The 13,371-nt window shown below is 67.0% G+C and carries 7 protein-coding genes; 4 read left to right on the top strand and 3 right to left on the bottom strand.

The features are described 5' to 3' along the window. Positions 1 to 31: 31 nt before the first annotated feature. Positions 32 to 1,771 (bottom strand): cation acetate symporter, encoded by a 1,740-nt coding sequence (locus tag B2J86_RS04970; protein WP_173024859.1) that lies wholly within the window; start codon positions 1,769 to 1,771, stop codon positions 32 to 34. Continuing rightward, on the bottom strand, positions 1,768 to 2,076 hold the full coding sequence (locus B2J86_RS04965) for a DUF485 domain-containing protein (RefSeq protein ID WP_169169627.1): 309 nt from the start codon (positions 2,074 to 2,076) through the stop codon (positions 1,768 to 1,770). The genes B2J86_RS04970 and B2J86_RS04965 overlap by 4 nt, the downstream gene beginning before the upstream one ends. 377 nt (positions 2,077 to 2,453) lie before the next feature. Here B2J86_RS04965 and B2J86_RS04960 point away from each other — a divergent pair, with 377 nt between their 5' ends. After that, on the top strand, positions 2,454 to 4,136 hold the full coding sequence (locus B2J86_RS04960) for an MFS transporter (protein ID WP_169169628.1): 1,683 nt from the start codon (positions 2,454 to 2,456) through the stop codon (positions 4,134 to 4,136). A gap of 226 nt (positions 4,137 to 4,362) precedes the next feature. Further along, the gene (locus B2J86_RS04955; RefSeq protein ID WP_169169629.1) at positions 4,363 to 5,373 is read left to right on the top strand and encodes a porin; all 1,011 of its coding nucleotides are present in this window, start codon (positions 4,363 to 4,365) and stop codon (positions 5,371 to 5,373) included. A gap of 108 nt (positions 5,374 to 5,481) precedes the next feature. Here the strand turns inward: B2J86_RS04955 and B2J86_RS04950 are convergent, their stop codons facing one another. Beyond that, positions 5,482 to 6,597 (bottom strand): ABC transporter substrate-binding protein, encoded by a 1,116-nt coding sequence (locus tag B2J86_RS04950; RefSeq protein WP_169169630.1) that lies wholly within the window; start codon positions 6,595 to 6,597, stop codon positions 5,482 to 5,484. A 188-nt stretch (positions 6,598 to 6,785) separates the two neighbouring features. Between B2J86_RS04950 and uvrA the strand changes: the two genes are divergently transcribed. Both uvrA and B2J86_RS04940 read left to right on the top strand, forming a co-directional pair. Further along, positions 6,786 to 12,647: an excinuclease ABC subunit UvrA gene (gene uvrA / locus B2J86_RS04945; RefSeq protein WP_173024858.1), complete on the top strand. Its 5,862-nt coding sequence runs from the start codon at positions 6,786 to 6,788 to the stop codon at positions 12,645 to 12,647. 163 nt (positions 12,648 to 12,810) lie between these two features. Continuing rightward, a complete protein-coding gene (locus tag B2J86_RS04940; RefSeq protein WP_173024857.1) occupies positions 12,811 to 13,320 on the top strand; it encodes a hypothetical protein in 510 nt (169 codons plus the stop codon). Positions 13,321 to 13,371 lie beyond the last annotated feature (51 nt).

Raw genomic sequence — 13,371 nt, 5'->3', positions numbered from 1 at the left:
GCGTGCGCCCCGGGCCCGGTGGGTTGCCGTCTCAGTGGCCCGAGGCACCCGAGGCGCCAAAGCCGGTTTCCGAGCGCACCTGCTGCGCCGGGAAGGCGGCGCGTTCGCGCGCGGCGTTGGCGCTGCGGTCGGTGATCGAGAACAGCCACACGCCGATGAAGCCGATCGCCATCGAGAACAGCGCGGGCGAGGTGTAGGGGAACCAGGCCGAGCCGGCCGGGTGGCCCAGCGTGGCTTCCCAGACCGAGGGCGACACGATGGTCAGGCCCACCGACGAGATCAGGCCCAGGAAGCCGCCGATCACCGCGCCGCGCGTCGTGCAGTCCTTCCAGAGCACCGACAGGAACAGCACCGGGAAGTTGGCCGAGGCCGCGATGGCGAACGCCAACGACACCATGAACGCGATGTTCTGCTTCTCGAACACGATGCCCAGCACCACGGCGATCAGTCCCAGGGCCAGCGTGGTCATGCGCGAGACCTTGAGCTCCGAGGCGCTGTCGGCCTTGCCCTTCTTGAACACCGTGGCGTACAGGTCGTGCGACACGGCCGAAGCGCCCGAGAGCGTCAGGCCCGCGACCACGGCCAGGATGGTCGCGAAGGCCACGGCCGAGATGAAGCCGAAGAAGATATTGCCGCCCACCGACTTGGCCACCAGCACCGCCGCCATGTTGGCCGTGCCCGCGCCGCCGTGGATCACGCCCGTGGCCACATCCGCGAACTCGGGGTTGGTGAGCACCAGGGTGATGGCACCAAAGCCGATGATGAAGATCAGGACGTAGAAGTAGCCGATCCAGGTCGTGGCCCACAGCACCGACTTGCGTGCCTGCTTGGCATCGGGCACGGTGAAGAAGCGCATCAGGATGTGCGGCAGGCCGGCCGTGCCGAACATCAGCGCCATGCCGAACGAGATGGCCGAAATCGGGTCCTTGATGAAGCCGCCCGGCCCCATGATGGCCAGGCCGGCCTTGGCCGCCTCTTCGGGTGTCTTGCCGGTGTTGGCGGCAATGGCGGCGCGCACCTCCACGCCGCGCGCAAACAGCGCCTCGGGGCTGAAGCCGAACTGCGCGAGCACCATGAAGGCCATGAAGGTCACGCCGGCCAGCAGCAGGCAGGCCTTGATGATCTGCACCCAGGTGGTGGCGGTCATGCCGCCGAACAGCACATAGACCATCATCAGCGCGCCGACGATGACCACGGCCATCCAGTATTCGAGGCCAAACAGCAGCTTGATGAGCTGGCCCGCGCCGACCATCTGCGCGATCAGGTAGAACGCCACCACCACCAGCGTGCCCGACGCGGCGAACGCGCGGATCGGGCCCTGCTGGAAGCGGTAGCCGGCCACGTCGGCAAACGTGAACTTGCCCAGGTTGCGCAGGCGCTCGGCCATCAGGAAGGTGATGATGGGCCAGCCCACGAGAAAGCCCAGCGAGTAGATCAGGCCGTCGTAGCCCGAGGCCATCACGGCCGCCGAAATGCCCAGGAAGGACGCGGCCGACATGTAGTCGCCGGCAATCGCCAGGCCATTCTGGAAGCCAGTGATGCCGCCGCCAGCGGTGTAGAAGTCGGACGCCGACTTGGTCTTGGAGGCCGCCCACTTGGTGATCCAGAGCGTGCCGGCGACAAAGACGGCAAACATGACGATGGCCGTCCAGTTGGTCGCCTGCTTGGCGGACTGGCCCAGGTCGCCGCCGGCGGCATGGGCGCCGCCCGCCGCCGCCAGCAGGGCCAGCAGCGCCAACGCGCCGCCTGCGTTGTTGTGCCGTGCGTTCATTGCGATGCGTCCTTCAGGATGTCTTTGGTCAGGTTGTCGAATTCGCCGTTGGCGCGGCGCACATAGATGCCGGTGATCACGATGGTGAAGACGATCACGCCGAAACCGATCGGAATGCCCAGCGAGGTCACGCCTGCGCCGATCGGGCGCGCCAGGAATTCCTTGTCAAAGGCGATCAGCGCGATGTAGCCGTAGTACACGACCATCATCAACGCCGTCAGGACGATGGCCAGGCGGTTGCGCTTGCGGCGCAGCTCGAGGTACTTGGGGTGCCTTTGTATTCTGTCGACGATGGGGTCGCTCATGGGTGTCTCTCCTCGGGGTGGATGCGGAACCGCCATGCAGGCCGGCGCACCGGTCCGCAGGTTTTTGATTCTGCAAACGCCCACTGACCAAGTGCTTACGCTGCGCGGCCGCCAGCGGGTGCGCAGCGGTTTCTCGGCCTGCCGCAGGGCCGGCCCTGGCTGCACGGTGCCGGCGCGCAACGGCCTGCCAAGTGCCCCTTTTTCACATCGGGAAAAGGCACGGCCGGGTTACTACCAAAGCCGTAAGGACCGCGAAAGTTTGCCGTCAACTTCTGTAAGAAACGCGTCAGAGCGGCGTCAGTGCCCGACCGGATAGTGCAACCACAGGTAAATTTTTCACTGCCTGTAGTTCCCCATAAAACTTAGGAGACAAAACCATGGCCATCAATGCCGCCAGCCTGGGTGCCGGCCACCCGGCTCCCAGGCCGATGTCAGCAGAGGAGCGAAAAGTCATCTTCGCTTCGTCACTCGGCACCGTGTTCGAGTGGTACGACTTTTACCTGTACGGCTCGCTCGCCGCCATCATCGCCAAGCAGTTCTTCAGCGGCCTCGATCCGCAGTCGGCGTTCATCTTTGCGCTGCTGGCTTTTGCCGCCGGCTTCATCGTGCGGCCCTTCGGCGCACTGGTGTTCGGTCGCTTGGGCGACATGATCGGGCGCAAGTACACCTTCCTGGTCACCATCCTGATCATGGGCCTGTCCACCTTCATCGTGGGCATCCTGCCGACCTACGCCAGCATCGGCGTGGCGGCGCCGGTGATCCTGATCGCGCTGCGCATGCTGCAGGGCCTGGCACTGGGCGGCGAGTACGGCGGTGCCGCCACCTACGTGGCTGAGCACGCGCCGCACGGCAAGCGCGGCGCCTACACCTCGTGGATCCAGACCACGGCCACGCTAGGCCTGTTTCTGTCGCTGCTGGTGATCCTGGGCACGCGCACGTTCATGGGCGAGGAAGCTTTTGTCGACTGGGGCTGGCGCATTCCGTTCCTGCTGTCCATCCTGCTGCTGGGGGTGTCGGTGTGGATCCGGCTGTCGCTGTCCGAGTCGCCGGCCTTCCAGAAAATGAAGGCCGAGGGCCGCACCTCCAAGGCGCCGCTGTCCGAGTCCTTCGGCCAGTGGAAGAACCTCAAGATCGTCATCCTGGCGCTGATCGGCCTCACGGCCGGCCAGGCCGTGGTCTGGTACACGGGCCAGTTCTATGCGCTGTTCTTCCTGACGCAGCAGCTCAAAGTCGATGCCGTCACGGCCAACCTGATGATCGCCGCGGCCCTGCTGATCGGCACCCCGTTCTTCGTGATCTTTGGCACGCTGTCCGACAAGATCGGCCGCAAGCCCATCATCATGCTGGGCTGTCTGCTGGCCGTGCTGACCTACTTCCCGGTGTTCAAGGCCCTGACCGAAGCGGCCAACCCCGACCTCGCCCAGGCGCAGGCTGCGAACAAGGTCGTGGTCGTGGCCGACCCCAGGGAGTGCTCGTTCCAGTTCAACCCCACGGGCACGGCCAAGTTCACGAGCTCGTGCGACATCGCCAAGCAGGTGCTGGCCGCCGGCTCGGTCAGCTATGACGGCGAAGACGCACCCGCCGGAACGCCTGCGGTCATCAAGATCGGCGACGTGACCATCCCGAGCTACGCGTCGAAGGGCCTGGCCGCCGACGAAGCCAAGAAGAAGGACGCCGAGTTCAAGAAGGCCGTGGCCGACACGCTCAAGGCCGACGGCTATCCGACCAAGGCCGACCCCGCCAAGATGAACAAGGTCATGATGATCGTCATCCTGACCTACCTCGTGATCCTGGTGACCATGGTGTACGGTCCCATTGCCGCCATCCTGGTGGAAATGTTCCCGACGCGCATCCGCTACACCTCGATGAGCCTGCCCTACCACATCGGCAATGGCTGGTTCGGCGGCCTGCTGCCCACCATGTCGTTCGCCATCGTGGCGCAGACGGGCAACATGTACAGCGGCTTGTGGTACCCCATCATCATTGCCGGCATGACGCTGGTGGTGGGCACGCTGTTCCTGCGCGACACCAAGGACGTGGACATCTACGCCGACGACTGAGTGCGCTGCCGCTGGTCCCATTGCGGGGCCAGCGGCAGAACCGGGCGACGCAAAGCGTCCCCGTGTGGCGCCCACGCATCACTTTGGTCATGAAGGCGTCGCCAAACTGTGGTCTGAAGTGCGGTTGAACCTAAAATTTTGATGGTAGATGCACCTTGGACTGATCAGTCAAAAACTGCAGACCGTGCCCTACCCATCGATGGTCAAGATCATTCAAGGAAATCACATGCAAAACCCAAGTCGTTTGTTGCTGGCCCTGCTGGCAGTTGTGGGCAGCAGCGCTGCCCTCGCGCAGAGCAGCGTCACTCTGTATGGTCGCGTGAACACCACCGTGGAACACCAAAAAACAGGTGACACCAAGGTCAATGGCCTCTTCAACAACTCCTCGCGCTTTGGTTTCAAGGGTACGGAAGACCTGGGCGGCGGCCTGAAGGCTGGCTTCCAGCTCGAAAGCGGCTTTGCTTCGGACACCGGCGCTGGCACGGGCTGGCCCGGCCTTCCCAGTTCCAACGGCGGGATCACCTTTGGCCGCCAAAGCGAAGTGAACCTGTCCGGCGGCTTCGGCATGGTGCGCCTGGGCAACTTCACGCCCGAGTCCTACTACGCCACTGCCGACTACGTCAGCATGCACAACCACGACACCGGTTCGTCGTCTGACGCCCTGTACTACGACCCCGTGTGGTTCGGTGGCCTGGGCACCAAGAACAAGGTGGGCTACCGCACCCCCAGCTTCGGCGGACTGACCGTTGATGCTGCCGTGAACCTGCACGAGCAAACCTCCGGCGGCAAGAACGGCTACGACCTGGCTGCCAACTACAACATGGGCCCCCTGGCCCTGGGCGCTGGCTACAGCGCGGTGAACAGCAACAACCAGTTCGGGCTGCGCGCTCTGTACACCATTGGCCAGTTCACGGTGGGTGGCTACTACCAGCGCAACAAGGATGCGAACCAATTGGTTTCGACCGGTGCAGGTACCCGCAACAACTTCCGCTTGGCCGGTATGTACGCCCTGGGCGCTTCCGAGTTCCACCTGAACGTGGGCCGTGCCAATAAGTGGAGCAATGTGGCCGATTCGGGAGCCACGCAGTACACCCTGGCTTACAACTACAACCTGAGCAAGCGCACCAAGGTGTACGGCTACTACACCCGCGTGAACAACAGCGCGAACGCAAACTACAGCGCGCCTTCTGGCCAGGACTTCAGTTCTCTCGCCGTCGGCGTTCGCCACAACTTCTGATGCCTTTGCCAGGCGGGCCGTGTGCCCGCCCGCCTGGCAGGGTTGGAAGCCAAAGGCCCCACACCTGCGAAGGTGTGAGGCCTTTTTTGCATCCCTGCGCGGGCGGGCTCAGCGCCGGAAGCTGCCGTCCTGGCCGATGATGGACAGGTCGGAAAAGTCCAGGCCCGTATGGCTGGTGCTGCTGTAGCTCAGCTCCAGGCCGCCCAGGTCATATTTGCGCATGCTTTCCAGCGCCGCATGCAGGCGGGCGCGGTCGGGCTTGGGGCCGGCGCGGCGCAGGCCCTCGACCAGCACCTTCGCGTTCACGAAGCCCTCCACCATGGCGGGCGTGAGGGCGCCGGTGTGCTGGGCCTTGGCCAGTGCCATGGCTTCCTTGATCACCGGGTAGCTCATCGAGCGCTCCGATGGGAACACCTGGGTCACCACCACGCCGCGCGCCTGTTCGCCCAGGGCCTTGACGAAACCGCCCGAGGCGTTGTTCGACAGCGTCACGATCTGCCCCGTCACCCCGGCGCCGCGCAGCGCCTTGATGCCATCGACCACGGCGGCGCCCGTGCCGATGAAGATCACCGCCTGGGGCTGCTTTTGCGACACGCGCGGCGCCAGCGCGCTGTAGTCGGGCTTGGCGCGGTCAAATTTCTCGACGAACAAGGCCTCGATCTGGTTGGCCTTGAAGCCCGCCAGGGCGCCCGCCAGGCCGTCGGCGCCAAAGCTGTCGTCCACGTGCACCACGCCGATGCGCTGCACGCCCAGGGTGTTCAGGTGCGTGATGGCCTTTTCGACCTCGCGCTGGTAGGGCGCGCGCACGTTGAAGATGTACTTCTGCAGCGGCTGGTGCAGCACCATGGCCCCGGTGGACGGCCCCACCAGCGGCACGCCATGTTGCTCGAGCAGCGGCAGGATGCCCTGGGTGTGCGGGGTGCCGCGGGTCATGAACAGCGCGATCACGCCTTTTTGCTCGATCAGGGTGCGCGTGTTGTCCAGCGTGAGCTTCGGGTCGAACTTGTCGTCGAGCGAGAGCACCTCGATCTTCTGGCCGGCCACGCCGCCCTGGGCGTTGATGTGGTTGATGTAGAGCGCGGCACCGCCCATCGACTCCTTCACGGTGGCCGCCGCCGAGCCGCTGATGCCCACCGTCTGCCCGACCAGGATCTGGGCCTGGGCTGCGCCCACCAGCCACGCCATGCACGCTGTGCCCATCCAGAAGCTCTTCCAGTGATTCATGCCTTGCCTTTGCCGTGAAAAAAGACCCAGTCTAGGAGAGAACCAGGCGCGCGCGTGAGCGGGTTTGCGCGATGTCGGCGCACGCTTGCGCCGGCGCAAGCCCTGGCTGGGGCCATTCGGAGCCTGGGGCGCCGGCGGTGTGGCGGGCTTCTAGAATGTTCCGCCTACCCCCAGAAAGACCGTCTGCCATGACCCAGGGACTGATCCGCATCCGCGGCGCGCGCCAGCACAACCTGAAAAACCTGGACCTCGACCTCCACACCGGCGAGCTCACCGTGGTCACCGGCCCGAGCGGCTCGGGCAAGTCCAGCCTGGTGTTCGACACGCTCTACGCCGAGGGCCAGCGCCGCTACGTCGAAACCTTCAGCGCTTACGCGCGCCAGTTCCTCGACCGCATGGACAAGCCGGCCGTGGACAAGGTCGATGGCGTGCCGCCGGCCATCGCCATCGACCAGACCAACCCGGTGCGCAGCTCGCGCTCCACCGTGGGCACGATGACCGAGCTCAACGACCACCTCAAGCTCCTGTTCGCGCGCGCCGGCCAGCTGTTCGATCGCCAGACCGCGAAGCCCGTGCGCCACGATTCGCCCGAGACCATTTACGCCGAGCTGCAGCGCCTGTGCGTTGCCGCCGGCGATCCGCGCATCGTGCTGACCTTCCCCGTGGAGCTGCCCGCCCACACCAGCGCCGACGAAGTCGCGCAGTGGCTGTCGGCCAGCGGCTTTACCAAGGTGCAGGCGGAGCGCGAATCGGGCGGCATCAAGCTGCTTGACGTGGTGGCCGACCGCTTTCGCCTCGGCAACACTGAAAAAGCGCGCGCCATCGAGGCGATCGAGGTGGGGCTTAAGCGCGGTGCCGGGCGGCTCAATGTCTACCGGCTGGCCGACGGCGGCGAACCTGAGGTGTGGCGGTTTTCGACCGGCCTGCACTGCCCCGACAGCGACCTGCGCTACAGCGAGCCTCTGGCGTCGATGTTCTCGTTCAACTCGGCGGTGGGCGCCTGCGAGACCTGCCGCGGCTTTGGACGCGTGATCGGCGTGGACTACGGGCTGGTGATCCCCGACGCCAAAAAGACGCTGCGCGCGGGCGCCATCAAGACCCTGCAGACACCCGCGTGGAAGGAAGCGCAGGACGACCTCCTGCGCCACGCCGAAGCCGCCGGCATCCCGCGCGACACGCCGTGGAACCGCCTCAGCGACGAGCACCAGCACTGGGTCATCCAGGGCTCGCCGAACTGGAACGGCAAGTGGAACCAGCAGTGGTACGGCATCAAGCGCTTCTTCGAGTACCTCGAAACCAAGGCCTACAAGATGCACATCCGCGTGCTGCTGTCCAAGTACCGCAGCTACACGCCGTGCCCCAGCTGCGGCGGCGCGCGCCTGAAGACCGAGAGCCTGCTGTGGCGCATCGGCAGCCAGGCGGACGCCGACGCCGTGCTGCCGCCCGCGCAGCGCTTCCTGCCGCAGGGCGTGCAGTGGAGCCGCGCCCAGCTCGAAGCCCTGCCGGGCCTGTGCCTGCACGACCTGATGCTGCTGCCGATCGACCGATTGCGGCGCTTCTTCGACCGCATGGCCAGCGCAGAGACTCCTGATTCAATAGCTGACAGCGCAGACAGGGCAATCGTTACGGCCGGTTTTGAGGCAAAAACCGCCCCGGCCGACGCGCGCAGCGGCGACGCCCAGGCGCTCAAGCTGCTGCACGCGGAAATCACCACGCGCCTTCGGTACCTGTGCGACGTCGGCATCGGCTACCTCACGCTCGACCGGCAAAGCCGCACGCTCAGCGGCGGCGAGGTGCAGCGCATCAATCTGACCACGGCGCTCGGCACCTCGCTCGTCAACACGCTGTTCGTGCTCGACGAGCCCAGCATCGGCCTGCACCCGCGCGACATGCACCGCATCACCGAGGCCATGCTGCGCCTGCGCGATGCCGGCAACACCCTGGTGGTGGTCGAACACGACCCGGCCGTGATGCTCGCGGCCGACCGCGTGATCGACTTCGGACCCGGTCCGGGCGAGCGCGGCGGGCGCATCGTGTTCGACGGCACGCCCGAGGCGCTGCGCAGCGCCGACACGCTCACGGGCCAGTACCTCGGCGGGCGCAAGCGGGTCGGCGCACCGTTTGCGCGCCGCGTGACGGACGCCACGCCGCGCCTCATCCTCGAAGGCGTGCGCGAGCACAACCTCAAGGACGTAGCGGTCGAGTTTCCGCTGCAGCGCCTGGTCACCATCACCGGCGTCAGCGGCTCGGGCAAGTCGAGCCTGGTCCAGGACGTGCTGGCGCCGGCGCTGCAGCGCCACTTCGGCAAGGCCACCGAAACGCCCGGCGCATTCGAGCGCCTGCTCGGCGCCGACCACCTGAACGACGTGGTGTTCGTCGACCAGTCGCCGATCGGCAAGACCGCGCGCTCGAATCCCGTGAGCTACGTCGGCGCCTGGGACACCGTGCGCGAGCTGTTCGCCACAGCGCCGCTCGCGCGCGAGCGCAGCTACACGGCGAGCAAGTTCAGCTTCAACAGCGGCGACGGGCGCTGCCCGACCTGCGGCGGCTCGGGCTTCGAGCATGTCGAGATGCAGTTTCTCTCCGACGTCTACCTGCGCTGCCCCGACTGCGACGGCAAGCGCTACCGGCCCGAAATCCTGCAGGTGGCGATCGAGCGCGGCGGCAAGGCCCTCAACGTGGCCGACGTGCTCGACCTCACCGTGAGCGAAGCCGTGGCGCTGTTCGCCAAAGACCGCGACGTGGTCCGCGCGCTGCAGCCCATCGTCGATGTCGGGCTCGAATACGTGAAGCTCGGCCAGCCCGTGCCCACGCTCAGCGGCGGCGAGGCGCAGCGGCTCAAGCTCGCGGGTTTCCTGGCCGGCGCGGCCAAAAGCGCGTCAAACAGCCGCCAGCCGCTGGCGCGCAAGGGCACGCTGTTCCTGTTCGACGAACCGACCACCGGCCTGCATTTCGACGACATCGCCAAGCTGATGCGCGCGTTCGGCAAGCTGCTCGACGCCGGCCATTCGCTGGTCGTGATCGAGCACAACCTCGACGTGATCGCTGCCTCCGACTGGCTGATCGACCTCGGCCCCGAGGGCGGCGACGCCGGCGGCTGGGTCGTGGCCGAGGGGCCGCCCGAGGCGGTGCGCGAACACGCCACGTCGCACACGGGCGCGGCGCTGCGCGACTACGCGCAGGCTATCGGCGCGGCGGGCCATGCGGTGCACGAAGACACTTCGGTGCTCCTTAAAAGAGAGCTGCAGGCGCAGTACCGCAGAGCGCTGCAGGCCAAAAACACCATCGACATCGTGAACGCGCGCGAGCACAACCTCAAGGGCCTAAGCGTCAGCATTCCGCGCGGCCAGTTCAGTGTGGTCACGGGGGTCAGCGGTTCGGGCAAGTCCACGCTGGCGTTCGACATCCTGTTCAACGAAGGCCAGCGCCGCTACCTGGAATCGCTCAACGCTTATGCGCGCAGCATCGTGCAGCCGGCCGGGCGCCCCGAAGTCGATGCGGTCTACGGCATTCCGCCCACCGTGGCGATCGAGCAGCGCCTCTCGCGCGGCGGCCGCAAGTCCACCGTCGGCACGACCACCGAGGTCTGGCACTATCTGCGCCTGCTCTACGTCAAGCTCGGCGTGCAGCACTGCAGGCACGACGGCGCGGCGGTGCAGCCGCAAACGACCGACAGCATCGCCGCGCAGCTGCTGCAGAACTACCGCGGCCAGCACATCGGCCTGCTTGCTCCGCTGGTGCTGAACCGCAAGGGCGTCTACACCGAGCTGGCTGACTGGGCGCGCCCGCGCGGCCACACGCACCTGCGCGTCGATGGCCACTTCGTGCAGACGGCGCCGTTCCCGCGCCTCGACCGCTTCAAGGAGCACACCATCGAGCTGCCGGTGATGAGCCTCGATGTGCGGCCCGAGAACGAGGCGCTGCTGCGCATCGCGTTGGCGCAGGCGCTCACGCACGGCAAGGGCGTGGTGCATGTGCTCTCGCACCTCGACGGCCTGGCCGAGGCGCTGGAGGGCGGCCTGCCGACCGCGGGCATCGGGCGGCTGCAGGTGTTCTCGACCCAGCGCGCCTGCCCGGTCTGCGCGACGAGCTATGCCGAGCTCGACCCGCGCCTGTTCAGCTACAACAGCAAGCACGGCTGGTGTCCCGACTGCGTCGGCACGGGCGTGCAGCTCACCAAAGAGCAGCGCAAGGTGTTCGACGACTCGGTGCTGGCCGACGACCAGAAGGGCCGCGAGCAGACCTTTGCCGAGCCCGAGGTCGAAGACGTCGAAGGCCTGGCCTGCACGACCTGCCACGGCACGCGGCTGAACGCCACGGCGCGCGCCGTGCAGTTTGGCGAAGACGCCGCGAGCGGGCGCGCGGGCGTGGCCATCACCGACATTGCGCGCCTGTCGGTGACCGACATCCGCGCCTGGGCGGCTGCGCTGGCGCTCACGGGCCGCCAGGCCGAGATCGCGCGCGACCTGCTGCCCGAGATCCAGAGCCGGCTCGAATTTCTTGAAGAAGTGGGCCTGGGCTACCTCACGCTCGACCGCGGTGCGCCCACGCTCAGCGGCGGCGAGGCGCAGCGCATCCGCCTGGCCGCGCAGCTGGGCAGCAACCTGCAGGGCGTGTGCTATGTGCTCGACGAGCCGACCATCGGCCTGCATGCGCGCGACAACCAGATCCTGCTCAACGCCCTGCACCAGCTCAGCAGCAAGGGCAACACCCTGGTGGTGGTGGAGCACGACGAAGACACGATCCGGCGCGCCGATCACATCATCGACATCGGTCCGAGCGCCGGCAAGCGCGGCGGCCGGCTGGTGGCCGAGGGCCGCGTGGCCGACATCACCGGTGCGGCGGATTCGCAGACCGGGCGCTACCTGCTGCACGCCATGCGCCACCCGCTGCAGGCGCGCAGGCCTGTCATGACTCCTGATTCCATAGCTGACATCGCAGGCACAGCAAGCGTTGCAGGCCAAAAAGACCCAAAAACGGACGGAGCGACGCGCTGGCTCACGGTGTACGGCGCGCAGCTGCACAACCTGCAGAACCTCACCGCCAGCGTGCCGCTGCACCGCCTGGTCGCCGTGGCGGGCGTCAGCGGATCGGGCAAGTCGACGCTGGCGCGCGATGTGCTGCTCACCAACGTGCAGGCCTGGGTGCAGCAGCGCAGCACGAAGGCCGGGCGCGACGCCATGGACGCGGGCAGGGCGCCCGCGCTGGTCGGCTGCACGGGCTTGGCCGGCTTCGAGACCATCGACCGCGTGCTCGAAGTCGACCAGACGCCGATCGGCAAGACGCCGCGTAGCTGCCCCGCCACCTACATCGGCTTCTGGGACACGGTGCGCAAGCTGTTCGCCGAAACCCTGGAGGCCAAGGCGCGCGGCTACGCCGCCGGGCGCTTCAGCTTCAACACCGGCGAAGGCCGCTGCCATAGCTGCGAAGGCCAGGGCATACGCACCATCGCCATGAGCTTCCTGCCCGACGTGAAGGTGCCGTGCGAGGCCTGCCACGGCGCGCGCTTCAACCCCGAAACGCTGGCCGTGACCTGGCGCGGCAAGAGCATCGGCGACGTGCTGCAAATGGAGGTGGACGAGGCGGTGGACTTCTTTGCCGCCATGCCGAACATCGCGCACCCGCTGCAGTTATTGAAAGATGTGGGACTGGGTTATCTGACGCTCGGCCAGCCCTCGCCCACGCTGTCGGGCGGCGAGGCGCAGCGCATCAAGCTCGTGACCGAGCTGACCAAGGTGCGCGACGAGGTCGGACGCCGCGGCAACAAGGCGCCGCACACGCTCTACGTGCTCGACGAGCCCACCGTGGGCCTGCACATGGCCGACGTCGACAAGCTGCTGCGCGTGCTGCACCGGCTGGTCGATGGCGGCCACAGCGTGGTGGTGATCGAGCACGACCTCGACGTGATCGCCGAGGCCGACTGGGTCATCGACCTGGGCCCCGAAGGCGGCAGCGCCGGCGGCCGCATCGTGGCCGCCGACACGCCCGAAGGGGTGGTGCGGCGCGGCACCCACACCGGCGCGGCCTTGGCGCCGGTGCTGTCCCGCTGACACGGCGCCGCCGGGGCGCGTGTCGGCGCCGGTCCTACGCCCACTGCCGGCGCACGCGCACAGGGGGCGCGGCGGTGCGCGCCGACGATAGGGACCAGGCAGGAGCGGCCTGCGGCATCTGCCCAGTCGCTCCGTGTTTCATCCACCTACCGGACGCCCCACCATGACCTCCTTCCACCCTTTTGCCAACCTGTGCGCCGCCACCGCGGCCGCTTCTGTCCTGCTGGCCGCCTGCGGCGGTGGCAACGACAGCGATCCGACCCCCAGCAACGAACCCGGCGTGCTCACGGTGACCGCGTCCACGCTCGGAGGCATCAACGGCATCTATGGCAACGGCGCGCTGAACCTCACCGATGTCGACAAAAAGAACCCCATCGGTGCGCAGCCCGAAGTCTGCAGCTTCAAATTCGACGGCGCCAACAAGGTGGCCGCAGACACCACGGCGTTTGGCGACATCCGCTACCAGCCCAATGCGAATGTCCTGTATGCCGCCTTCCTGACCTTCTCGGGCAAGGAATACGCCATCGCCAGCAGCGACAACACGGTGGTCGCGCGCGACCGCGACCAGGTGCGCTTCGAGAACACCGCCATGACCGCGACCGATGGCTCCAACAACACCATCCGCGTCAACGGCATCGTGCCCATGCGGACCAACCGCCCTGCGGGCTGCTGAAGGCCTTCGCACGCCGTTGCGCAGAAGGGCCCTCAGAGGCCCTTTTTGCGT

The sequence above is a fragment of the Acidovorax sp. SRB_14 genome (genome assembly GCF_012932145.1).
Lineage (GTDB): Bacteria > Pseudomonadota > Gammaproteobacteria > Burkholderiales > Burkholderiaceae_C > Simplicispira.
Note: the sequence above shows the minus strand (reverse complement) of the source record. Positions and strands in the feature narration are given on the sequence as shown.

Excerpts from the sequence above, each read along its gene's own strand:
- B2J86_RS04970 (WP_173024859.1), bottom strand. The coding sequence starts at position 1,771 with ATGAACGCACGGCACAACAACGCAGGCGGCGCGTTGGCGCTGCTGGCC.
- B2J86_RS04965 (WP_169169627.1), bottom strand. The coding sequence starts at position 2,076 with ATGAGCGACCCCATCGTCGACAGAATACAAAGGCACCCCAAGTACCTC.
- B2J86_RS04960 (WP_169169628.1), top strand. The coding sequence starts at position 2,454 with ATGGCCATCAATGCCGCCAGCCTGGGTGCCGGCCACCCGGCTCCCAGG.
- B2J86_RS04955 (WP_169169629.1), top strand. The coding sequence starts at position 4,363 with ATGCAAAACCCAAGTCGTTTGTTGCTGGCCCTGCTGGCAGTTGTGGGC.
- B2J86_RS04950 (WP_169169630.1), bottom strand. The coding sequence starts at position 6,597 with ATGAATCACTGGAAGAGCTTCTGGATGGGCACAGCGTGCATGGCGTGG.
- uvrA (WP_173024858.1), top strand. The coding sequence starts at position 6,786 with ATGACCCAGGGACTGATCCGCATCCGCGGCGCGCGCCAGCACAACCTG.
- B2J86_RS04940 (WP_173024857.1), top strand. The coding sequence starts at position 12,811 with ATGACCTCCTTCCACCCTTTTGCCAACCTGTGCGCCGCCACCGCGGCC.